This is a genomic window from Chitinophaga sp. 180180018-3 (assembly GCF_037893185.1).
Taxonomy (GTDB): Bacteria; Bacteroidota; Bacteroidia; order Chitinophagales; family Chitinophagaceae; genus Chitinophaga.
In genome coordinates, this window is sequence record NZ_CP140772.1 from 5,134,429 (window position 1) to 5,158,797 (window position 24,369).

Genomic DNA, 24,369 nt, shown 5'->3' on the forward strand with positions numbered 1-24,369 from the left:
CAACACCACTATCCGGCCCCCTCTTTTTGCCGGCGCCGGAGGCTTTACCAAATTTACCGGAAAAAGCGCAATCTATGAGATCAGGACTGCTTTTATGGCTGCTACTATCCATGCTGCCGGGATATCCGGCCCTGGCGCAAAAAGACAGCAGCAAATTATCGGGGCAGGCTAAGCGCCAGTTAAAGGAAGTGACGGTAAGCGCCAGAAAACCGCTGGTAGAGCATCACATCGACCGTACCATTGTAAATATCGAAGCGATGATTACTGCAGCCGGCAGCAATCTGCTGGAAGCACTTGCCAAAAGCCCGGGAGTGAGCGTAGACTTAAATGACGGGATCAGTCTTAACGGCAGGCATAATGTGCTCGTATTGATCGATGATAAACCTACCTATCTTTCTGCCGCTGCATTAGGCGCATATCTGAGATCGCTTCCGGCCAGCCTGGCCGACAGGATAGAGCTCATTTCCAACCCGCCTGCCAAATACGACGCAGCCGGAGGCGCCATCATCAATATAGTGCTGAAAAAAAACAGGGCGATGGGATTAGATGGCAATATTAACCTGGGATATACCCAGTGGGTATATGCACGAACAAACGACGCCCTGAATGTCAATTTCAAAACACAAAAAGTGAATCTATCCGGCAACCTCAGTTATTCCGGTGAACATAATTACTACGATGAAACCAATGCCAGGTACTTTTACGGGCCTGATGGCGCACCATTGCGCACCGTACTTTTACATAACCGGTACCAGTCTGGTTACGACAGCTGGAATGCCCGAATGGGAATGGATTATTTTGTTACTCCGAAAACGGTTGTGGGGGCGGTATTCACCGGAAATATAAATCCGAAAACCGACTGGCTGGGATACAACAGCCATCAGTACAGTAGTGATATGCGCCCTGACACCATTGCCAGCGGGTATACCAGCGGGAAATATGACTGGAAGAAAGCAGGGCTGAACCTGAACTTCCTGCATAAGTTCGATAGTACCGGCCAGACGGTAACCGCTGATGTTGACTACCTGCACTACTATTCCGGCTCGAGCCAGGTTTCGCCGAACGCGGTTTATCTTCCTGATGGCAAGCCTGTCAGCGACAGCCTGTTTAATTTCGAAAAACCCATACAGATACATATCTATTCCGGAAAGGCGGATTACACGCTTCCACTGGCGCATCAGCTGAAGTTCGAGGCGGGGATCAAATCGAGTTATGTTGTTACCGACAACCTGTTTAACTGGTACAACGAAGCGGGCAGTATCAAGTTGCCCGATTACGCCAGGAGCAATCATTTCCGCTATATAGAAAACATCAATGCCGCGTATATGAGCGGGAAGAAAGAATGGACGCGCTGGGCCGTTCAGGGCGGGCTGCGGATAGAAAACACGATAGCTAAAAGCCATCAGCCGGGTAACCCGGTGTTTTCTGATACCTCCTTCCGCAGATCGTATAATGCACTCTTTCCCAGTTTGTATCTCTCATATAAACTCGACTCCGGCGGCCATCACATGCTATTCTTCAGATACAGTAAAAGGATCTCCAGGCCTAATTATCAGCAGTTAAATCCTTTTGTATTTTATGTTAACAGGTATTCGTACAATGCCGGGAATCCGAGCCTGACCGCCAGTTATAACCAATATATAGAGCTGATGTATACCTACAAGCACTATTTCAGTTTTACCGTCGACTACGGCGGAGGCAACAATGGCCTGTATACCATCACCAGGGCTTATGGCGATGTATTTGTTTCCCGGCCGGAGAATTTCATGGATAACAGGTTCCTGGGCCTGGTGGCAGACGTGTCGCTTTCTCCGGCCAGGTGGTGGGCGCTGAATCTGCATCTGCTGAATGTATTTTTTTACAACAATGGCGACCTTCCGGGGATCAGTATCCATCGTGTTACCAACCTGCATGAGGTGGAAGTATATCATCAATTCAAATTCGGAAAGGGCTGGAGTGCTGAATTAACGGGCTTCTTCCCCGGAGCACAAACCTGGGCGCAAAACCGTAGCAGTGCGGTGTATAACATTAGTGCCGGTGTACAAAGGATCCTGTTAAAGGATAAAGCAACTATCAGGTTAAAGGCAGATGACATTTTCAATACCATGCGTCCGCATGGAGTTACAACAGGTATCGACAATGCCATATCATTTTATTCCCGGCAAAACGATAACCGGCGGGTGGGCGTTTCCTTTAATTGCCGGTTCGGGAAGCCAACCAATAGCAGAAGCCGGAATCATCGTAGCGGCAGTGCTGACGACGAGAGTAAGAGAACGGATTAGCCATTACAGGCGAAGCCATCCCGGCTGTGTTGCGTCTGGTGCAGCGCTTTATTTACATCTCCCGAAAAATTAAATAATCTTAGCTTTGGGTATTCAAAAAATAAGCAGATGGATCAACGACAAACTTTTGGAACACATGAAGAGCTGAAAGCCTTTCTGACCAGTCTTCAGCAAGAAAGCACAACCGCAGGATTACTGGTGGATCACGAGGGATTATCGAGAGTATCCGGCAAAATTACCGCCATCAGCCCTGGTACCACTATTGCTGATGATATGATACAAATCAATGGAGAAAGTACCTTTCGGCTGGGCGATATTGTTGCGGTGAATGGTATTTTCCGTTCGGATTATTCAGAGTGCTGAGGGCTCCCAATAAGTACCTGCCAGGTGTTTTAATAATCCTGTAATGCCTTTTAAATGAGCAGGCTGAATAAAGGCATAAAACTGATCGTGGGTGGTATGAAAGCCCATGTAAAATAACCAGAACCCCAGGATCAGGTAAGGTACTGCAGCTAATTCTTCCTCGCTTACCGGCCGGCACTGGCGATATGCATCCAGGAAAATCGCATAGTCGTTGTCGGCAGTCTGTTGCGTCATCCGTCCGTTAAATACATCCAATGTAAGATGCAGGTAAAAGGTCATGATGTCATTCACGAGCCAGCCGTAGCCCATAAAGTCAAAGTCGAAAAATGTGACGGAGTCGTCTTCAAAGTGAAAGTTCTTGGGTAGGAAGTCGAAATGACAATATCCTTTGGAGAATTCCGCCGTATTTAGTTGTGAGAGCTTTTCTGCGGCCTGTTTTGCGGCCTGCTGCAGCCAGTTGTACCCTTCGGGATCCTCTGCGAAGGCGGGCTTCAGCATTTTCAAGGGTTCGAAAAGCGTGGTTTCGAGGTCAAAATCCCAGCGGGTTTCGTTTAGTTGAACAGATGATGACACATTGTGAAAACGTGCCATTTCCTGGCCCAATGCGCGAAGCTGGTTTTCACTGAGCGCTCTTACGACCTTACCGGGGGCGTAGCTGAATAAAACGGCATGTCGTGTTCCTTCTATGGCTTCCAGTTGCTGAACAGGATCTCCGGAGATATCAGGAATGGGATAAGATACTGATACACCGGCTTTCTTCAGCGCCTGTAGCAATGCTACTTCTGCACTTATATGCGGTAAGCTCCGGTGGGTAGAACGATAGACCCGAAGAATAAAACGGCCTTTGGAGGAAGTTATCAGGTAAGTATCTCCTACTCCCCTGACCAGGAGTTTGCCATTTACATTTTCCAGGCTATATTTTTTAGCGATCAATGAGGAGAGGGCTACAGGGCAAAGCGTGGAATAGCTTGCAGGGAAAACAGTTTTCATGTGATGAAGATACGATAATAATCTACGCATTATGCTTACGCTTTCTGCCAGATCTGCGTTGGAACGCTAAAACGGCTTCGTTGAAAATAAAAAGAGCCGCCTCGAAAAGCAGCTCTTATTGCTCAATTCATGAAAACAAAATCTAGTGTACCATCTTTATATTGCGGTTCAAAGTGAACCACTGTGACAGTGGCCTATTGAATCATACTATCGGTCTCTATACGCCATACTCACCACTTTCCCGATACCGCCTGAAAAAGACTGGTATAACTGCAATGGCGCATTAATATCGGGCACATCATAAATATCCATCATGCCCGAGGTGGCGGGAGCCCCCTTCATATAGGTGCATACCACCAGTTTCCGGGAAAGAGCGATATATCTTACAGCATTGAGATTGAAATCACTAATAGAATTAAAACGCTGGAACTTCATAAGGGAAATCGACCTGTTGCCGTAATCTTTCATGAGTATACTACGATTGGCAACGGCGTCATATTCATAGACTTTTCCTCCAACACAATAAAAAAGATAACCCTTATCCGGACTTGCGGCAAATTGCGTAGCACCGGCGATTCCCTCCCCTACGATTTCTCCATAATAATTTTGCTGGCCTTTAAAGGTAAAACGTGCGAGAAATTTTTTACCATTGGTATGGTCCTGCAATACGGCGAACACTTCCCCACTATTGAACGGTACATACTCCATATACAGCAGATCCTTGCCTGTATTAAAATCGAAAAGGGTTCCATTATTAAAAGGAACACAGCTGGTTCCGGAGCCGGGATAACGGTAAAAGGCGCCTTTATCTGTGTCGTATAATACGCCCGTGGGCACCCAACTGGATTTGTTGATCGCCGCCCAGCGGGATGGCGTAAATGGCGTACCATCTGTTTTGTTGTTAACAGGACCTTCAATGTACCCCTGGTCGAAATGATATACATTCTTATCCGCATACAGCAATCCACCGTACACACCCAGATAGAACTGCGAGCCAGCCCAGTTTGTGACCGGTGGCGCCGGGTTCATAGCCATTCCCAGATCATAGCTGGGATTATATTCCAGCGTATCCGGCCCAAGTGCTACTGCATTCTTACTGGTGCCAACGTAAATAGCCACTGTACCATTGGCTGGTGGGCTGGGGTACATTGAATACCCCGTTTCTACAAATGCGGGTATCCCTGTAGCGATATAAGCTGATGACATTATTTTAAGAATATCGGTATAAACCGTATCGGCATTGCCACGATGAGATATTATATCCAACCGGCTATTTCCATTTTCCATATCACACAACAATAGCCACCCCTCATAGCTGGGTGCACTTACAGTAAGATTGAAATAGAAATCCTTGCCCGTGAAGGAAGATACCGCCCCCGAGAAAGTAGTTCTGTTTCCGTTAAACATACCTGTGGTAATGGTAACTTCCTTCACAGCTGTAGGCAATGTCTGCAACTGTATGGTCTTACTACCAGTCCAGGGCGCCAATTCCTGCGGTCTGTAACCAACGAATGAAACAATTACCGCGTCCTTTGTGTCTGGCAGCTGCAGGTTGAAATTTCCTGAAGCACCGGACAATACGCCTATATGAGTACCTTTTACAGCAATAGTGGCGCCCGGGAGCGGGCGCCCATTGTCATCAACCACTTGACCCTCTATTTGGTTGTGTTGGGCCGGTGCCTGAACAGGCGCCGGCATTTCCTTCTTTAGCTGTTGGATCACGATTTCGTTATTCGGCCGGATCTCATAAGTCAGCTGAGCCGGCCTCAAATAGGTATCCAGTACAAGCGGCACGGGAGTATTTTTTACATTAACATCAAAGCGCCAGTCACGTGGCAACATGTTGTTATTGTAAATGAACTTGTAAGTCGTTTGTTTCATGATCTCTTTAAAGAATTGAGGAAACGTAACTCCCTTTTCCGACATAGTCATCTGCGCATAGCAGGCCGATCCCAGCATACAAAATGCCAATAACAAAGCAATACGGAACCGCATCATACAATAATGGTTGGTTGCTGACTTTTACCTGATTCACACAAGCTGCGTCAATATTTAAACTATAGATTCTGGTGATTCAGGTACAGGCAAAGCAATTCCCTCCGCCGTAAGGGCAGTCTTTGTTCAGTATCTGCAACAAATTTGTTATTTAGCTAACCGGGCTTTAATACGATTATTCTTTAGGGAAAATTCCACTGCTCCGGTTGCTGAAAGAGCAGACAACACGTTCTCCAATGATGACGAGCGTTCCATGATTGCGCTGAATCGCAGCGCAGCTACTGCATCATCTGCTTCAAATTTCATATCATACCATCTCGACAATAAACGTAATATCACATCCAACCTTTCGTTATCGAAATTGAAATAACCATTCTTCCAGGCGATGGCCTGTTCTGTATCTGCGGCCCGCACAGGTATTACAGCTGAGGGCTTGTGCGCTACTTCCGATTCCTGCCCCGGCTGCAGTATCACAGCCACTGCATTACGGTTCTCCACCTTCACCTTTCCGGAAAGCAGTGTAGTCAGGGTAGCTGCTTCATCCTCATAAGCATTGATGTTGAATTTCGTTCCCAACACCTGCAACATCTCATATGGTGTAGATACAACAAATGGTCTTGCATCCTGCTTTACCTCCAGGTATACTTCCCCGGTAACATCAATACGTCTTTCTTTATCCGGAAAAACAGTAGGATACCTTACCGATGAAGCAGCATTCACCCACACCTTCGTACCATCGGGCAGAACCAGACTGAATTGTCCGCCACGTCCGGTTTGCAGCGTATTATAGCTTACATCGGTCAACGGATCACCAGCGGTGTATACCAGCTGCCCTTCCTGTTGTGATACAACAGCTGCTCCCTGGTTGAGTACGCGATGCCCTCCGCTGTCCAGCGTTAGCTGCGAGTTATCCGCCAGTACCAGTACGGCCTTGCTGCTTCCGGGCTGAATGGCGGCCAGGCTTGCCGGGCCATGAACTGACTCTGTCCGGAATAAGAAAATATATCCCGCTGCTACCATCAACAGCAAAACAGCTGCTGCAGCCGCAGTGCGCCGCCATACCCTCCATCGCCGCACCTTTCCCTGATGTTCTTTTATCTGCTCAAATATCTGCTCCCGCAATGCCAGGTCTTCCCCATCCTCTGCCGGCTCCTCCCAGGCTTCTTCCATCATTTCCTCCAGCTGCGGCAAATAAATGCCTTCCCTGATCATACCAAACAACTGCCGTTTTTCATGGGTGGTGATGGTATTGGTCAGGTATTTGTCCATCAATTGCTGAAACTGTTCAGGTGCTGACATAACAAATAGTATAGCTTATACTATAAAGACACTAAAAAAAAGAAACAGGTGCAGTGCTCTGAAAATTCTTTTCACCTTTTTATTTCCGTCAGCAGCCAGATGACCAGCAAAGCGTGGCCACCCCGCTCACGAACGTACGTCCTTACTGTTTGAAGCGCTCTGATAATATGGCTCTTTACAGTAGCCGGCGCAATATTCAGCTGGTGGGCTATCTGGGCATGGGTAAGGCCTTGTTCCCGGCTGAGTTTAAATATTAATGATTGCTGGGGCGATAATCGGGTTATTGCTTCCTGAATCATCATGACAGTTTGCTTGTATTCCATCAACGCTTCCGGAGTCAGTTCATCTTCCAATGACAACTCATCAGCCGGAATAATTACTTCGGCTGCTTTTCGGCTGAGTTGGTTCATAATCGTATTCCGCGCCATGATGAACAGCCATGCATCAAAATCTTCCACCTCCCTCAGATACCGCCTCTTTTCCCACAACCTGATAAACACAAGTTGTACTGCATCCCGCGCTTCTTCAGGATGTTTAAGGAATGACAAGGCTAATTGATGGATACGGTTCCAGTGAAGGTCGAAAAGATGCCTGTAGGCTTGTTCATCATCCGCAGCAACCCTCTGTAGCAGGGATGCTTCGTTATATTCCTGGTTGACTGACAATATTAACAAAAATTATGCGCACCTCGATATTACGAAGATAAATTTAAAAAACACGTTTCTCCAATACTTTCTTCGTATTGTTAGTTGGCAAATTATCATACATTTAGTTTTATTTTTATCTATAGCAGTTATAATAGTACCTTAAACAGATGTTTAATTCAGAGGGGATTGAAAAAACAACGGGCTTCATCAACGTCGATGACCAGCTGCTGTACACAGTATCCTATCATCATTATAAAGACCGTCCAACAATCATTCTGCTGCACGATAGTTTGGGCTGCATACAACTTTGGCGGGATTTCCCTTTGCAGTTATCTGAGGCAGTGCAATGTAATGTGTTGGTGTACGACAGACTGGGATATGGTGAATCGGTTCCAATGCCTGGTTATGAGCGAACCAACAATTATATGGAACAGGAAGCAGCTGTGTTGAACAGCTTACTGACGTTGCTTGAAATAGACAACGCCCTGCTGTTCGGACACAGCGATGGCGGATCTATTGCTTTGATAGCAGCTTCCAGGTATCCGGACAGGATCAGGGCCGTTATGGCAGAGGCAGCGCATATTTTTGTGGAAGATATAACGCTGAAGGGTATACGCGAGGCCATGGAAGCCTATGGAACTACAGATCTGCAGCAGCGGCTGGCCAGATATCATGGTAATAAAACAGACACCCTTTTTAAAGCCTGGACGCTTACCTGGACCCGGGACGACTTCAGGAACTGGAACATCGAACATCTGCTACCGGGTATCACCTGCCCGCTTTTGTTTATCCAGGGCGAAGCCGACGAATATGGAACACTGGCGCAGGTAACGCAAACCATTAGCCAGGTGAGCGGAAGTGCTACCAGTTATATTATTCCCGGAGTTGGACATACACCGCATAAGGAAGCTCCCGAACTTGTTTTGATGGCAGTAGCGCATTTCCTGGCCGGGCAGTCATTTTAAGTGCTATAGCTTTTGTACAATCCTTTAACTGGTTTACATTTGTAAGGACTTCCAGAATGATAAACCTACACTTCCTCAACCGAGATATATGACCACTAAAAAAAAGCTGTCATCAGCGCAACAAACCGAATTGCTTAAAGTATTGCAGGTCCGTTTTGAAAAAAACGTGAGCCGTCATAAAGGTATTGAATGGGCGAAAGTGCAGACCAGGCTAACGGCGAGCCCCGAAAAGCTCTCATCGCTCCACGAAATGGAGACTACCGGTGGCGAGCCGGACGTTGTTGGATACGACAGCAAAGCCGGCGAGTATATCTTCTACGATTGCTCACCTGAAACACCTGCAGGCCGGAGAAATGCCTGTTACGACCGGGAAGCACTGGATGCCAGGAAAACAGCGAAACCCGCCAATAATGCCATCGATATGGCCGCTGCCATGGGCATTGAGCTTTTAACCGAAGAACAATACCGGGAGTTGCAACAACTGGGAAAATTCGATACTAAAACATCCAGCTGGGTACAAACACCTGCGGCTATCAGAAAACTTGGCGGCGCGTTGTTTGGCGATCGCCGTTACGACCACGTCTTCTTTTATCATAATGGCGCTTCTTCTTATTATGCCGTCAGAGGCTTTCGCGGTTCTTTAAAGGTATAGTATAAGACCTGATAGCTACCGGGAAGTATTTTTAACTACGAAATACTTCCCGGTAGCTATAAAGGATAATGAACCCTCCATGTTATACACTGATAGCACCCTCGTAATTCCCCACCCACTATGATACCGGTAAAGGCTGCCTATAGCTTTCCTTTTATAGTGGCCCTCAAAAAAAGTTTTATGGAGAAACACCTAAAAAAGCATCCTGCTGTTAAACGACCTCGTGTGAATCCAAAACATTATCATAAATGACTATACGAATAATCACAAAACTTTGTTACCTGCTAATGTCACTTCCACTTGCTTCCAGCGCCCAGCACCGCCCTTTATTGCCTACTGTTCATGTAAAAGATGCAGCGGTAGATACCAGTCTTCAGGTAGTATCCGGCAACTGCCCTTATTTCGACCGGGACATTTATCTCTTCAACAAAAACTACGTTATCTATGAAAACTGCCATACCCGGAAATATCTCTACCCGGATATGAACAGCTTTCACCTGCCTGCTTATAACGAAGGCGGTTTCTTTGCATTAGACAAAAACGGGGTATACTTCAGGGGTACCTTCATTGCTGCAGATACTACCGGCTTTATGATCGTAGGCAGGAACAATGACTATAAAAACATACAGATACTATGGAAAACCAGGGATGCTGTGTATAAGAATCTGGAAAAGATCCCTGTTGGGGATGTGGCCAGTTTCCAGGCAGTCAGATGCCTGAATGGCGATTATTTCAAGGACAAAAATTATCTGTATTACTTCGACAAAAAAATTGATGGCTCCGATGCAGCCAGTGCATCTGTATCCTGCGATAATTTCATTTACGATAAACATCACAGTTATATGGATGGTAAAGTAACTACTTACCAGGGCGAAGCCATTATACCTGTCAACGACCGGCTTTTTAAAACCACAACAACCGTACTAACGAGAGATTTTAAACCATTGCCCGGTATAGATGCCGCTACCCTGAGGCGGCTGTCAGCCAGTTATGCTGCGGATCAGCACCATGCTTACTACTATGATAAAGTTTTGCCTGTAAAAAAGCAGCATTTAAAAAATGTGAAAGTATGGGAACAGGTTAACCGGGCCTACATTTCGGATGGCTTTACTATATGGAGCAGAGACGGCGACCCCGAACCTGACTTCGACGCAGCTACCTTTGGAATGCTTCCTCATTCGGACTTCTGCTATGATAAACGTGGTGTTTATGAAAGAGAATACATAGAAAGAAAGCAACAGGTAATCAATAAAAAATTCCCCTTCCGATATCAAAAAGATGTATCAGATAAAAACACCTTTATCACAAACGATTCCAGGTACATTATATACGAAAATCAGGCTTATGATCCCTGGGATAAAGTACTATACAGTAACTTATCTCAACAACAAATAACACTTGCCCGTGAAAATAAACTCTCTCTTAACAAAACAGGCGACAAAATAACCGAAAAGCAGCAGCAGTATGAGTACCTGTTATATAAAGCCGCGGATAAAATTATGTGGAATAATAAAGAAACCGGTGCAGATGCAACCTCCTTTGTTCACGTAGTAAATAGTTATTATAAAGACACTCATCATGTTTACCAGTACAGCCAGGCAGTTGGGCTAACGATCCTAAATGGTATCGATGCGGCTACTGCAAAAGATGTTAATGGATTCCTGACAGACAAAAACTATATCTATTACGGCACCACAAGAATGATAAAGAGCGATGGACTGGAGTTCCTGGGTATTTTTGCCGGCTACCGGAAGGGCTGCGGCCTTGATCGTTCACCGGTTTCTAACTACCTGCTTTTCCTCAACGCGGAAGGCTACTGGCTGGCCATCCTATCCAACGGTGTATCTATCCGGCATCTGGGGCGTACGCTACCCGACAACTGGAAGACAGCTGATACCAAAATCGAATTTGAGATGAAATAAAAAGCGAGAAAATACTTTGAATTATTGTCGATATATCTTGTAATTGTCGATTACGGTCATGTCCTCCGTGTATACCTAATGTTAAAATACTATCGAAATTACATTTCTCATCAATGTCGCATACATTTCCAAATGTGTACAACTCACTATTTCCCAATCAATTGAGCATCCATCCTATACCCCTCATATACTCATCCTCAGATTATCCTCATATCATCCTCTAAGGATCCTATACCTTATCCAGTTTCAGCGAGCGCCAAAACCGATACTATTTTGCTTCTAAAAACACTACCCATACGATCTCCTGAAACATCTACATATTCACCCCAATCTTCTGCGTTGGATCTGGAAGTGGTGATAACCGCGGGTTATTATAACGATGAAAATGACATCGCTAATAAAGTGTTGGCCAGTGAGGTACTGAGTGCGGTTAGTCTTTAAGGTAATGACGGCACTACCTCATCGTCGGGGTTAGCGGGGTTATAATATACCGTAACAGTATCCCCGGGATTCATATTGGCTCCCAGTTCTATATTGGTTGCAGTATGTTCCTGTCCGTCTTTAGTTTTGAATGTAATATGATAGCGGGTTGGCTTCGCGCCATACCTGCTTATTCTTCCCGCCATTTTATCTGTTATAGTAGCGGTTACAGGTTGATAGTTTTTGTATTTCTTTTTATCGGGTTGCTGGCTGATAAAATTCCAGGCGGTATAAGCCACTGAAATAATGACCACCACTACAATAAGATAGATAACAGTTTTAGATTTTTCCATGGTTATTATTCTTTTTTACATCCGTCTGCAGCTACTTGTCGTCGGCCCCTGCATATTCCTGGTACACATTGCTATTCCTGATTTTATACAGCCAATCGTTGCCCCAAAGCCGGTTCATAAAAGATTCGTGTTTTTTCAATTCCGGATCATTCAGTTCGAGCATATCCCTTCCATAAAACATAGCCATAGCGTTTTCTTTCAATTCTTCTTCGGGCATCCGGGATAACAATTCCCAGCCGGCCGATAAGGTAGCGGCGGTTGCTTTGATGCCTTCCGTACGGCGTTGACAGGATGCCAGCATCTGGTATAAGCCGGCCAGCATCATTGGGTTGGCATCTTTGCGATCCAGAGCCAAAGCTGATTTGTAGACAGCGGCGGCATCAGATAATTTTTTATCAAAATAATAAAGATTGCCTTTGGCGATCCGGTAATGAAACTGTTCCTGGTTATTTGTGGCCAGGCCTTTGTGTACAGCTTCATCCGCCAGTTGAATAGCCTTATCAATACTTTCGAAGGCTTTTTCTTTGTTATTATGCGCATAGAAATTATGCAGAAAGAAATACACAATGGCCTCCTGCTGCAGCCAGCGATGACGACGTGTGATGTTACAACATTGCTCCTTATAAAACAGCAGATCCTTTTCACTGGTGTAAGTAGCTGCCTCATTCAGTTTGATAAGGTATTGCTGAAACTGGATAATGTCTATTTCCTCCTGGGATGTTCTCCGGGCTTTTGCTTCTTCCAGTATCTGGTTCATAGCCCCTGGAATGTCCAGGTCGGGCTTTATATAGCGTACAGCGGAGTTGTGCTTAACCAGTCCTTTATACAATTCTGCTTCTGTGTTATCATACAATAAAAACCGTATTGGTGCGGGTATCCGGATGGCTGCAAGGAATGACATCCATTCTACCAGTTTGTCGAAATTGCTTACCTGTTCCGGAAACAATGCGATAGCCAGTACGCTGTTTTTTCCATCTATCTGCAGGGTAGCTGCGAGGCTGGTCAGGGCTGTTACAAACTCCTGTTGGGTAACTGTTGTTTTTCCCTGGTAAGGATGTTCCCATAGAATCTTGCTACCATATTCTTCTACTAACTTACTATCCTGATTAAACTGCTGAAAATACTGATGGAGGTTTTGCAATAACGCGGCTGCATAAACTCCGCCATCTTCTTCAAATGGCTGCAGATGCAACAGGAAAGTATCCGGCAGGTTTTTCTCTTCAGAGGCCTGAAACATCACAAAGCCCTTTATGGTTTTATACTCCACCAGGTTGGCACCCATCATGATAAACGTACGTACATCCGGATGATCTTTCAACTCCTGGCTCCATAGGTCACTTAGCTGCAGCACCCGCTGCATAATAGCGTTATTCTGCATCCGTTTTTTAGTTGATATTCACCGTTTTGCCATTCAGGATAGAGTCCTCTACTGACAGTAAACTTAATTTCCCGCCAGAACCCACTTCGGTTTCCTTTTCTGCTCCAATACTGCATTTTTGTTTTGCAGCGATATTTACGTGATGGGGGTCGAGTGAAAATCCGGAGCCATTAAAGGCATCTCCTTCACCACTTCCCGATCCCATTGATACCATTTCTGATCCAACAGCCGAGATATTTTTAGCTTTAAGCATGATATCTTTTTCGGCAGCGATGGTAATTTCTCCTTCTTTATTGAGGACAATAGAGCTTTTGGGCGATTTCCCATCTCCGCCACACAGGATGGCAACAGTGACTTTGCTTTTAATAGTAATATTTCCGGCGCCATCCATCGTCATGTTATTACCATCTTTATCCTCCACAAATACGCTTCCGTCTTTGTCGTTCAGAATAACTTTATTTCCGCTCCGGGTTTGCAGTGCCTTTACATCGTTAGCGGCGTTTCCAAAGCTGTTATTGGCTTTGCTGTGATAAACCGCTCCTACGATATAGGGCCTGGTAGCATTGTCTCCTTCAAAACCGGTGATGACCTCCTCTCCTGTTTCAGGGATAAAGAACATTCCTTTACCGCCACCGGCATGAGGTGTGGTAACCCTGATCCAGGGAGTTTTCTCTTCGCCGTTCATCCAGTGGAATTTCACGCGAACCCTGCCTAAACCCTGCGGATCGTTATTATCCGTTACAATGCCGCTCTGGGCTTCACAAACAGGAGTTTCCGGAACAGTAACCGGAGGCAGGTGAACTGTTGAAGGAATAGCCGTAAACTGATTGCTATATTCTCCTTTAGTATCTACATAATGTTCCACCGCTGTCACCAGGTATTCACCATATCCTTCAGCGCTTTCACTGAATACATTGTTATTGGTCAAATCAGTTTTGGACCCTACAGCTATGCCAGGATGGCCACTTCTGCCTGTTAAGCGTACCATTTTACTGCTTTCTATCGCGTTAAACAGGGTCGCCATATCGTCCTGCTGTTTCTTGCTGCTGGAATAGCGGAAGCTCCATTGCTTAGGTTGGGTACCATAAAGCGTCTGTGCTTTTTCGTGCACTTTTTCACCCAGCGAATTCAGCCCGGCTTTTTTTCCGATAGCATCATTCACGGGTACACTGGTATACAGCTGGCTATTCTGGTAATCCCAGCCCAGGTACTGCATCTGGGTGGGCCGTGCATTCAGGTTGATACTGAAATGGCTCAGCGTGCTCCCGTATTCGAGCGTGGTTTTGTTATCTCCTTTTGGAGGCCCTACTACCAGGCTGCGGCCGTCCCAGAACAACCATTCACCATATTCGGCTGTCAGCCGTTTTAAGAAATTCCAGGCTGTTTCCTTGTATTGTACGATATACTCCAGGCTTTCCTTAGACAAAGGCTGGACTTTAGGATCCAGCAGATTCTGCGGAAAGAATTTCAGTACCTCCTGCGCGATATCCTTTACTGATTTATGCTCCCAGCTTTTACAATGCGGACCGCTGTCCAGCACTATAGTAGGGCTGTATCCGGCGATAATCACATCTCCATACTCACCATTAACACGGGAGGTTTCTATACTGGTAACAATACCGTTAAACTGCATGTCGCCTTTAAGGCCAACACCGGATATATGTGCACTGAAAGTAGCACCGATCATTTCGCGGGATGAGGTAAAAATACCTGTTACCCCATCGATGGTTTGTGCCGGGCAAACGAGTTCAAATTGATGATGCTCGAATATGCTTTGCTTTAAAGCAAATGATCTGAACTGCGGTATTGTATTGCCATTTATGCTAAATATGGTATCTGTTAGCTGGGTCATACAAATAAAGGGGGTTTGTTTTACAAACGAATTAAGTTTTTCAATATGCCATAAATCTACATTAAAATCCGATATCTTCTGCATTTAACAGAATAATAAAACACGTAAGGCAGCCCTCGCTTAGATACTTATCCAGCTGAATTTTCCCACCGGGTATTACACTTCCTGGTAGCGAAAAGTTGTGTTCAACAAATCGAAACCTATCTCTGCCTGCAGGATACTATTCAACTCTTCCCCGGAAAGTGTGCCCTTCTCATATACATCAGATACAATCTCCTGCTGTTGCTGCGTCATGTAGGGAGCATGCGTACGCAGGAAATTCCGGGCATTCGTTTTCAGATCGCCCGCTTCTATCAACCCAGGATAGTCGGGATCTATACAGGCAATAGCTTCCAGGAGTGTTGCAAAAATGAAATCCTGTAAGTTTTTGGCCAATATCACTGCTTTATCCGCATCATGATAAACGAGTACCACCGGTATATCGTCTCCGTTTTTCAGATTGTAATAAAAGGCGTACCAGTCGCCCGCTCCGGTGTAGCCGATAGGCACAAACTGATGCTTTTTATCTGCGAACAGCGGGCCCTCACTGATTTCACCGGCAATATCAGGTTGATCGATGATTTCAAAATCGCTGGCATATAACAGAAATGGCGGGTTTTCCTTTAGCAGGGGGAATGTTTGCTTATACCAGTCAGGGCCCAATTTACCCCAGCTCAGCATACCGTTTTGATGTAGTTGTTTATATAAAGCCGGGTAGGCGAAATGGTGTTCTTGTTCTATTGATTCCAGCGTCATACGGGTACCGGTTTTATTATTGTTGGTGGCCGCAAAGATAGTAGTAAATTACAGTATGAAATCTCATACAATCAAACTGGCCATCATCGGCGACTTCGATCCATCCTCCGAAAGCCACCAGGCTACCAATGAAGCTATCGGCCATGCAGCCGGCCCTGCTGGTATTACCGGAGCATACGACTGGATTGCAACAGATACCATTCATAAACGCTTCAATGAGATCATTCAAACATATACCTCCTTCTGGATTGCGCCTGGCAGTCCTTACCGGAGCATGAGCGGGGTGCTGGATATCATACAATATGCCCGCACACACAAGCTGCCCATACTGGGTACCTGTGGCGGCTTTCAGCATATGGCAATAGAATATGCAAGACATGTACTGCACATTGAAGATGCCCAGCATGCGGAATATGATCCTTACGCTTCTGCGCTTGTGGTAACACCTTTGAGCTGCAACCTGAAAGGCGCTCCGCTGGAGATCAGCATTACAGCGGCTGATTCACAGGTAGCCCGGATCTATGGTACCGCAAGCATCACGGAGCAATACTATTGCAACTTCGGACTCAATCCTGCATACCAGGAGCAGCTTCACCGCAATGGCCTCAGGATCGTAGGCTCCGACACCACGCAGGAAGCCCGGATACTGGAATTGCAGGACCATCCATTCTTTATTGCCACCCTTTTTGTACCACAACACCAGTCAACACCGGAAACCCCTAACCGGCTGATTACAGCATTCCTCGAGGCAGCTGCAAAAGCAGAGGCAGAAAAAAATCCGTTGAGTTGAATTAATTAACCGGCTTCAGCCAGATAGCCTGCCCCCCTGAAGGCAGCAGATGAGCGTCTAAAACAGTGGATGCGTCGACCACTACCCGCTTAATGGATACCTTTGTGCGCACAGGCGACGCGGGATCATCGTAGTATATGGTGGCCTCGTATTTTTTACCAGGTGTAAGGAAGGAACAATTAATTTTAATATCCCGGCCGTCATTATTCGTAATACTTCCCACGAACCATTCGTTATTACTTTTCCGGGCGATAGTGATATACTGTCCTATTCCGCCGTCGAGCACGTTTGTGTCATCCCATACTGTGGGGACGCGGTCAAAGAATTCCAGTTCCGGTTCATCCTGCGCATCTTCGGGTTTATCGTACCAATACATAAATTGCAACGGGCTGTAATACACAACCGACAAGGCCATCTGATGCATGGAAGTTGTTTTCAATATATTTTTATTCTGTGTTTCAGCCAGCCTTTTCTTCAGTTCGGGCCGGTGATAATAACAGATCGTATAATCAGCTGCACCGCAGGGATAGCGGGTGAAGGGAAGTATTGTATTATGAGTAGCGTCGGGCATTTCCTCATTTCCCTTAATGCCTTCCTGGGTAAGCAGGTTAGGGTATGTTCTGCTAAAGCCCGTTGGCCGGTATTCGTCGTGAATGTCGACCATCAGATGATGCTGTGCGCATTTTTTTACGGCATCGTGCAACCATTTGGTCCATCGGAAGGAACCTACGTTCACAAAACCGAATTTAATGCCCGCAATGCCCCATTTCTCGTACAGTGGCAATAGCACGTCTAATTGCCTTTCGAGTGCTTTTTTGTTGACATACAACCAAACACCGATATTTTTCTGTCTGGCATAGCGTACCACTTCCTGCAGGTCCAGGTCATTTACGGGATTACGGAGCGGATCAACATTTACGCGGGTGGCATCGGAAGCCGTATCTTCTTCAGCGCCATACCAGCCTGCATCAAAATGGACGTACTGGAGATGACGCTTCTCCGCGAAATCTACCACATTTTTTGCGCCCTTTGTTGAGAGCGACATCTCCCGGATCACTTTCCCTGGTTTAATCCAGCTGATATTTTTGATAGCGCAGGGCGGGTTCAGGGTCAGGAGCAGTTCGTTATGCTGCAAAAGGCCAACGGGTGTTGTGGCAAGCATGATCACCCGCCAGGGAGTGTTGAAGGGGGCGGTGAGCGGTACTTTATCGAACATCGCACATGCGATCGTATTAGGCCTGGCGGGGTCGAGAACGAATTTTGTTCTGCAATAGTCCACTACTTCCGCTTCTGCCAACGCTGCATACACGCCGTTTTGCAACTGCAGCGTCAGCGGACGCTCGGCCTGTCCGGGCCATTTATCCAGCGATAGCAACCGGTAGCCGCCCTGCGCATGATCAGTAAACCATGCCCTGGTATCGTCCGGTAAGGTAAATTCTGTCAGGTCTTTGCTGATCGTCATGCCGGCGGCACCGGGAAAAATGTAGCGGAAAGCAACTCCTTCGTTATAGGCCCTGACTTCGATCTGCATTGTTTCTCTCGGTTTTGCCGTTCTGACGAACGTGAAAAACAGCCCCTGGTAGTGATCGCGGATGCGATTTCGTTCTCCATAAACAGGCTTCCAGTAAGCATCTTCAGATACGGAACGCACTGTTTTAAGTACTAATCCATCCTGCCAGTTTTCAACGCCTAAAGCAGATGATTTTATGATATCCTTTTGCTGATAAGCCACTTCGTAATTGATGGCACCACTACCGGTAACGGTTAAACGAAAAAGGATATTACCATCCGGCGATTTTAATACAACAGGAGATTGTGCAATCAGCTGGCCTGTTACCAGCAATGAAAGAAAAAGAATAACAAGTCTGTACATTTTCAAAACAGGTACGTTTTTGTATTTAAAACCTTGTAGGCAGTGCCAATGCTGCCTTAAAAAACTCAATCCGTTATTTCTTTCCAGGTTAGCAGGCTTTGCAGCGTTTTATTGAATGCAGTTGTTTTGTTGCCCAGCATGCCGAAGAATTCCTTATCGAACTGCTCGACTGTTTTCACAGCCTGTTTCACGAGTTTTTTACCGGCATCAGTGAGCGCCACAGTTTTGGCACGGGTATCAGTAGCATGCTCCTGGCGCATAAGCAACCCTTTCCCCTGCAGGGTACGGAGCACGGTGGAGGTAGTCATCGGGTCTATTTTTGAATGAGACGACAAAAGCACCTGTGTTACCGGCTGATCCTGCATACTAAGCCAGAAGGTGCTCGCCAGGAGAACGAATTGCGAGTGCGTAATATCATATTTCTCCAATGCCTTGCGAATACCTCGTTGCCAGAGGCTCGTCACCTGCCACAGCAGGAAGCCCGGACTTTGATCAGCGTTGTCAACTGAGAATATCTGCTCTTCTTTCTTCATCTGGTTGCATTTTTGATTTAATAAGATGAAAATCATGCGCGTTGATCTCCAGGAAACCGAACCGGAAAGGGTATCTCCATTTATCTTTCCGGGGAATGAAATCCAGTTGGTTTACCAGCGGTAAGATAGGTATTTCGTGGCATTCATAAAACTGCACATCTCATCAGCTGCCTGCCACACCGCGCATGGTATCATCTTTTGAAACTACTGCGATCCGATATTTCATGCTCAGAGTTTTTTAGCGGTGTTAATCTGCGTCTGGAGTTCTTCTTCGAGGCTGGCTACAATGTGCTTCATCACGATTTTGTTCCAGAGTGGTGCGAGCAGTCCTTTCATGGTCATGGTAACGGTGAGTTTGACGCCTTCAGGCGTGTTTTCATACCAGTGTTCACCATACATTTTCGCCAGAGGGAAAGTGGTTTTATCGCGGAAATAAGTACCGGGGCGGGTTTCCTCTATGAGGATCTTCACTTTAGGGCCACCTTTGGGTTTGAGCGTAAAGAAGGTACCGGCGGCAAAGCTACCGTGGATTTCGGCAGATTCTACGCCTTCATCCCATTGGGCCCAGTTGTTAATATCGGACATGAGTTTCCAGAGCTGTGCGCTGGTAGCGGCTGTGGTAGTGGTAGAGATGGTAGCTGTTATCATGGTGTCTTTTATTGTATGTGCAAATATAATAAGTATACTTATAATAATGAAATTTATTTTTAGGGAGATGGGAACGGGGATGGTTATCCGTTGTTTTGCTATTAAAGTAAAAGGCGCCATCCGGGGAGAAGGCGCCTTCAGGGAGGTCTTATATCACGGCAGGTAATACTGCCTGCGTTTTCATGATGGTATGTTTAGCTATCCTTTGTTTGTGTTTGATTCGACTAGCTCTTTAAAAAGGTTAAGCAGCAATTCCAGCTTACCGGGATCACCTCCGGCACGAAAGACGGCATCCGCAACTAAGAAAGAATGCCAGTCTTTCCCCGCCGGGTCTCCAAAAACCTGGACTTCCATTTCCAGGTCAGCGAGTTCCGTACCCTCCAAATCAATCTCCACTGACCAGCCGGGATTATCCAGGGTATAAATTTTCACACCGTAAACATATTCCCAATTTCCATCACATTGAGAGGCAAACCAATTTTCAATCCATTTAATTATACTTTCCATTCTATATAATTTTCGCTTTACTTAATTTGATATTCCTGCTAATTTAATGAATATATAATTATCAGGTAATTCATCAGGTGCTGGCGAAACGTCCCTCCATTAATCAGGTATGCGTACTAAAAAAAAATTACAGTCCGCCGGCGTATTATTTTCTCTCCTTCAACCACCTTATCTCCTCCGCCATCTCACTCATCTTCCGCTCCTGCGCCTGGTTCACTTTACGTTCTTCAATCAGGTACAGCGTCAGCTCCTCCACCTTTTGCAGTAATTTCTTATTCATATCTCCCAGGTCGATCCCCGATTCGTTCACTTCTTTCTCTGATGGTATTTCCGGCAGATGCTGGTGAGTTTTGATGAATTCTTCCACATACTGCAAAGATGGCAGTGTATAATCCGGTGCAAATACAAAATCAGCCCAGGCGGTTTGCTGTACTTTGATCTTGCGTGCACCCAGCGTTCCTTCTACTGCTAATTTATAAGAACCCGGTGTGGTTGTTCCGATCCCGATATTTCCATTTGGCATAAAAGCCATCCAGGGATTGTAGTAGGCCGCATCAGATGGGGTATTACCACTGATATAACCGTAAATTAATTTATTGTCAGCTGCATAAGTCCCAAATGCCAGCATTTTACCTGTACTACCATAAGTGATACTGTACTCCCGGGCCCAGGCACCGGCAAAGGTAATATCCATATTATAGCCGTACGGATATGCCCCTGGATTACTCAGTCTCACAGCGCCACCATCTACATGCAGCCTGGTGTTAGGGGAAGCAGTACCTATCCCTATATTGCCACCATTGGTAATACGCATCCTTTCCGCCAGCTCCGCTGCATTTCCTCCGGTAGATGTTTGAAAAGCCAGGTCCATACCCTGAATAAGCGCGCTATTATCGTTATAATTATTGATTCTTTCTGCCCTGATCCTGGCACCGATCTGATTGGGAACTATATCTCTCCATGTATAAAATTCTATGTCGTATGCTCCCGTGGCGGCACGCAACGGCACATTAACATTACCCTGATCACCAGGCGCGCCAAAGCGTAGAGAGGGCAAGCCGGAATTAACCGGGCGGCTAACATGCAATAATGCCTGAGGACTGGTAGTACCAATGCCTGCAGGGCCGGTGACTGGAAAAGTATTTTGCGCTACAACTGGCATGGATAAACCGGCCAGGAATGAAACAGGGATAATTGCTTTAAAAAATTTCATGTTAAATAGGTTATTAAAAGATTAATTTACCTGGTATTTTCCTACCATATATTTTTGGGTGTATAATTTCCATTGGAAGCTGTGGTAACAGATTTAAGGGTTTGTGGTAACCTGCCGGCATCCAAAAGGTTCAAATAGACAAAGAGATAATCTTTTCATGTTATATAGGTATTAAAGAAGACGAGGCAAGAGAAACAGGCATTTTACAGATAATTATCCGGGTTAAAAAAATCTACATATCTCAGTACAATCTTCTTCAGATGACGACTACAAACTATAGGATATTGTAAGGGTCAAACACAATATCTTTTTCTTTCTATAGTCAGAATACGGGCATCGTCAGGCCTGCAATGTAAATAATTAAATTTGAAATACCGGACTAAAATAGTTGACCGATACGCACTGTAAGTGCGTACTCAATAGATAATTTATCTACAAATCATAATCACAACCATTTCTCCACTAAAAGTTTACCTATCTTTAGCTTTACCTATATCATATGTAGTCGTGTGGATGATCTTACTGTAACAGCCCTTCCACGCAGCATAATTAATATTCACTATAACTATAATATATCTATGAAGAAATGTTTGTTCACTTTAACGCTCAATGCTATCGTTGTGGGTGTTTACGCCCAAACACCTGAAACCCTCCAGACAGTAACTGACCGGGGGCGCACCACCAGCAACCGCATCGTACTTGGAAGTACCGTTGACGATGGATTCAGCAGACTACAGGTTACCGGTAGCGTCTCTATTAACACCGGTCTTACTAATGCCAGCGACCGGCCTCAGGTAGTAAGCGGCACCCTTAACGAAATCCGCGGTGTAAGCAATACTTCCTACTATGCCGATGATGGATTCTTAAGGGTCAGCGCCGGAGGAGGTACTCACTCGAACGTAAAGACCTATATAGATCTGAGCGGTTATTCCACTAAATCAGATATGAATGGAAATATTGTTTTGGGTACTTCCGGAGTGGAACAGATACGGATTAACTCATCCGGATATGTTGGCATAGGCGTAACAAATCCTATGGAAAAACTCGATGTTAATGGCAACAGCCTGATAAAAGGCTCAATAACCAGCAGTGTTACTGGTAATATTGGAGGGTTTGTTGCTATCAACAACCCTTCCAAAACAGCTCCCGGTAGCGCCAGTAGCTGGAAGATATACAATATGACCGGCACATTCGGCAACAGTCTTCAATTCTGGGCATATGACAACCTTGGTTGTTCCGGTGGCCTGTGTGTTCCCAGACTAACACTAATGGATAATGGCAACGTTGGTATCGGTACCCGGAATCCACAGTCGATGCTTGCTGTTGCTGGTGCTATTACTGCTCAAAAGGTAAAGGTAACATCGACAGGCTGGTCTGATTTTGTATTCGACAAAAGTTATAACCTGCTGCCCCTTGCCAGTATTGAGCAATACATTAACCTTCACAAACATCTGCCAGATATCCCTTCTGAAGCTGTTATTGTAAAAGACGGACTGAACATCGGGGAAATGCAGCAAAAACAGATGCAGAAAATAGAGGAACTGACTTTATACCTGATCCAACAAAATAAGCAACTGGAAAAGCAGCAACAGTTATTGCTGGAACAGGAGAAACGTATCAGGGAGCTGGAGAAACGGTTATCTGAATGAGCTAAGTATAACGGGTTTCAGCCTGGAAACCCGTTTTGCTTTTTATAACGGAAAAGTACCCCGCTAATACACAATCCAGCGCTCCACCTATGGAAAAATCGTTAAAAATAAATACGCCGCAAATATAGTCAGCAACACCACTCCATATTGCACATTAGTTTTCCCGGTCACAAATGAAAGTACTACCGTGAAAATAGAAAGTATCAGCAAGACAATAGACATCGCGTCGATCCCCAATAAAACCCTGGTATGACTGAACATCGTAAAAACGGCCACTGCTGGAATCGTCAATCCGATACTGGCCAGCGCAGATCCCAACGCCAGATTCATACTGGTTTGCAGTCGGTCTTTCCGCGCTGCCTGCACTGCTGCTAGGCACTCAGGCAATAATACGACCATGGCGATGATCACGCCTACCAGCGAACTGGGCGCCCCTATGGCTTCCACCCCTGCTTCAATAAAAGGAGAAAGTTTCTTGGCCAACAATACCACTGCACCTAAACAAACTATCAGCAACCCAAGACTTATAACCATTGTTTTAACCGAAGGTGGTTCGGCATGCATTTCTTCATCATCACTCTGATTTCCGTTTTCATCTTTAGGCAGAAAATAATCACGATGGCGCACAGATTGAATCATGATGAACCCGGAGTAAAGGATCAAACTTACCACCGCGGTAAATGCTAATTGCGGCTGGGTATACTCCGGACCAGGCCTGCTGATCGTATAATTTGGTAATATCAGCGTAAGTACAAGTATAGCCGTAAGCGTTACCAAAGCAGATGTTGCCGCATGTTTGGTCACAAACTGCTCCTTATACTTGGCACCGCCCACCAGTATACAGATCCCGATAATAAAGGTGAGAATAATCATGATGGCAGCAAAAACGGTATCTCTGGCGAGCGCCGCAGCTTTGTCGCCACCTGACGACATCAGAGATACGATCAATGATACTTCTATAATTGTTACTGCCAGCGCAAGTATAATAGTACCAAAAGGCTCCCCCACCCGATGTGCTACCACTTCCGCATGATGTACCGCTGCCAGCACGCTGGCAATCAGTACTGTAGTCAGCACAATCAGCGGAAACGCACCAGACATGTTGCCTACTGTAAAATAAGCCAGCCAGGCGAGGACCGGTGACAGGATAGTCCAGATGGGAAGTGGGAGGTTTAGTTTCATATCATAGTTTTAGGTAACGATAATTGAATGGCTGAGTGTACCGGTTGGTAAAACAGTTTTT

General features: G+C 45.7%; 21 protein-coding genes. 7 read left to right on the forward strand and 14 right to left on the reverse strand.

The features are described 5' to 3' along the window. Window positions 1-74 precede the first annotated feature (74 nt). Window positions 75-2,282, forward strand: a complete 2,208-nt coding sequence (locus UNH61_RS19935; protein WP_326993754.1) for an outer membrane beta-barrel family protein — start codon at window positions 75-77, stop codon at window positions 2,280-2,282. 108 nt (window positions 2,283-2,390) lie between these two features. Further along, entirely contained in the window at window positions 2,391-2,645 is a 255-nt protein-coding gene (locus tag UNH61_RS19940) for a hypothetical protein (RefSeq protein ID WP_326993755.1), read from the forward strand. On the opposite strand, the gene UNH61_RS19945 is transcribed toward UNH61_RS19940, so the two are convergent. From UNH61_RS19945 to UNH61_RS19960, 4 genes are all read right to left on the reverse strand, one after another. After that, window positions 2,634-3,635 (reverse strand): phosphotransferase, encoded by a 1,002-nt coding sequence (locus UNH61_RS19945; RefSeq protein ID WP_326993756.1) that lies wholly within the window; start codon window positions 3,633-3,635, stop codon window positions 2,634-2,636. The genes UNH61_RS19940 and UNH61_RS19945 overlap by 12 nt on opposite strands. Before the next feature lie 207 nt (window positions 3,636-3,842). After that, window positions 3,843-5,633 carry a carboxypeptidase-like regulatory domain-containing protein gene (locus UNH61_RS19950; protein WP_326993757.1) on the reverse strand — a complete coding sequence of 597 codons (1,791 nt, stop codon included), beginning with the start codon at window positions 5,631-5,633 and terminating at the stop codon, window positions 3,843-3,845. A gap of 144 nt (window positions 5,634-5,777) precedes the next feature. Next, a complete protein-coding gene (locus UNH61_RS19955) occupies window positions 5,778-6,929 on the reverse strand; it encodes a FecR domain-containing protein (RefSeq protein WP_326993758.1) in 1,152 nt (383 codons plus the stop codon). Between the two features lie 71 nt (window positions 6,930-7,000). Further along, complete coding sequence (locus tag UNH61_RS19960) at window positions 7,001-7,594, reverse strand: sigma-70 family RNA polymerase sigma factor (RefSeq protein WP_326993759.1); 594 nt, start codon at window positions 7,592-7,594, stop codon at window positions 7,001-7,003. Window positions 7,595-7,743: 149 nt separating this feature from the next. Here UNH61_RS19960 and UNH61_RS19965 point away from each other — a divergent pair, with 149 nt between their 5' ends. The 3 genes from UNH61_RS19965 to UNH61_RS19975 all read left to right on the forward strand — a co-directional run bounded on the left by UNH61_RS19965 (window position 7,744) and on the right by UNH61_RS19975 (window position 11,115). Beyond that, window positions 7,744-8,541: an alpha/beta hydrolase gene (locus UNH61_RS19965; RefSeq protein WP_326993760.1), complete on the forward strand. Its 798-nt coding sequence runs from the start codon at window positions 7,744-7,746 to the stop codon at window positions 8,539-8,541. Between the two features lie 88 nt (window positions 8,542-8,629). Further along, the gene (locus tag UNH61_RS19970) at window positions 8,630-9,193 is read left to right on the forward strand and encodes a DUF4256 domain-containing protein (protein ID WP_326993761.1); all 564 of its coding nucleotides are present in this window, start codon (window positions 8,630-8,632) and stop codon (window positions 9,191-9,193) included. Window positions 9,194-9,441: 248 nt separating this feature from the next. Beyond that, window positions 9,442-11,115: a DKNYY domain-containing protein gene (locus UNH61_RS19975; protein ID WP_326993762.1), complete on the forward strand. Its 1,674-nt coding sequence runs from the start codon at window positions 9,442-9,444 to the stop codon at window positions 11,113-11,115. A gap of 437 nt (window positions 11,116-11,552) precedes the next feature. On the opposite strand, the gene UNH61_RS19980 is transcribed toward UNH61_RS19975, so the two are convergent. The 4 genes from UNH61_RS19980 to UNH61_RS19995 form a co-directional block, all read right to left on the reverse strand. Next, window positions 11,553-11,888: a DUF3592 domain-containing protein gene (locus UNH61_RS19980; protein ID WP_326993763.1), complete on the reverse strand. Its 336-nt coding sequence runs from the start codon at window positions 11,886-11,888 to the stop codon at window positions 11,553-11,555. Between the two features lie 31 nt (window positions 11,889-11,919). After that, window positions 11,920-13,266 (reverse strand): hypothetical protein, encoded by a 1,347-nt coding sequence (locus tag UNH61_RS19985; RefSeq protein ID WP_326993764.1) that lies wholly within the window; start codon window positions 13,264-13,266, stop codon window positions 11,920-11,922. 7 nt (window positions 13,267-13,273) lie between these two features. Continuing rightward, the gene (locus UNH61_RS19990; RefSeq protein WP_326993765.1) at window positions 13,274-15,118 is read right to left on the reverse strand and encodes a type VI secretion system Vgr family protein; all 1,845 of its coding nucleotides are present in this window, start codon (window positions 15,116-15,118) and stop codon (window positions 13,274-13,276) included. A gap of 156 nt (window positions 15,119-15,274) precedes the next feature. Next, window positions 15,275-15,913, reverse strand: coding sequence for an SMI1/KNR4 family protein (locus tag UNH61_RS19995; protein ID WP_326993766.1), 639 nt, complete (start codon window positions 15,911-15,913; stop codon window positions 15,275-15,277). A 55-nt stretch (window positions 15,914-15,968) separates the two neighbouring features. Between UNH61_RS19995 and UNH61_RS20000 the strand changes: the two genes are divergently transcribed. Next, on the forward strand, window positions 15,969-16,703 hold the full coding sequence (locus UNH61_RS20000; RefSeq protein ID WP_326993767.1) for a hypothetical protein: 735 nt from the start codon (window positions 15,969-15,971) through the stop codon (window positions 16,701-16,703). A gap of 1 nt (window position 16,704) precedes the next feature. Here the strand turns inward: UNH61_RS20000 and UNH61_RS20005 are convergent, their stop codons facing one another. The 5 genes from UNH61_RS20005 to UNH61_RS20025 form a co-directional block, all read right to left on the reverse strand. Beyond that, the gene (locus UNH61_RS20005) at window positions 16,705-18,576 is read right to left on the reverse strand and encodes a glycoside hydrolase family 97 catalytic domain-containing protein (protein WP_326996169.1); all 1,872 of its coding nucleotides are present in this window, start codon (window positions 18,574-18,576) and stop codon (window positions 16,705-16,707) included. 65 nt (window positions 18,577-18,641) lie between these two features. After that, window positions 18,642-19,109: a MarR family transcriptional regulator gene (locus tag UNH61_RS20010; RefSeq protein WP_326993768.1), complete on the reverse strand. Its 468-nt coding sequence runs from the start codon at window positions 19,107-19,109 to the stop codon at window positions 18,642-18,644. A 228-nt stretch (window positions 19,110-19,337) separates the two neighbouring features. Then, window positions 19,338-19,757 (reverse strand): SRPBCC family protein, encoded by a 420-nt coding sequence (locus UNH61_RS20015; protein WP_326993769.1) that lies wholly within the window; start codon window positions 19,755-19,757, stop codon window positions 19,338-19,340. 198 nt (window positions 19,758-19,955) lie between these two features. Then, on the reverse strand, window positions 19,956-20,264 hold the full coding sequence (locus UNH61_RS20020) for an immunity 53 family protein (protein ID WP_326993770.1): 309 nt from the start codon (window positions 20,262-20,264) through the stop codon (window positions 19,956-19,958). A gap of 145 nt (window positions 20,265-20,409) precedes the next feature. Beyond that, the gene (locus tag UNH61_RS20025; RefSeq protein WP_326993771.1) at window positions 20,410-21,477 is read right to left on the reverse strand and encodes a hypothetical protein; all 1,068 of its coding nucleotides are present in this window, start codon (window positions 21,475-21,477) and stop codon (window positions 20,410-20,412) included. 578 nt (window positions 21,478-22,055) lie between these two features. On the opposite strand from UNH61_RS20025, the gene UNH61_RS20030 reads away from it, so the two are divergent. Beyond that, on the forward strand, window positions 22,056-23,126 hold the full coding sequence (locus UNH61_RS20030) for a hypothetical protein (protein WP_326993772.1): 1,071 nt from the start codon (window positions 22,056-22,058) through the stop codon (window positions 23,124-23,126). Between the two features lie 87 nt (window positions 23,127-23,213). On the opposite strand, the gene UNH61_RS20035 is transcribed toward UNH61_RS20030, so the two are convergent. Continuing rightward, a complete protein-coding gene (locus UNH61_RS20035; RefSeq protein WP_326993773.1) occupies window positions 23,214-24,308 on the reverse strand; it encodes an ionic transporter y4hA in 1,095 nt (364 codons plus the stop codon). Between the last annotated feature and the right edge of the window lie 61 nt (window positions 24,309-24,369).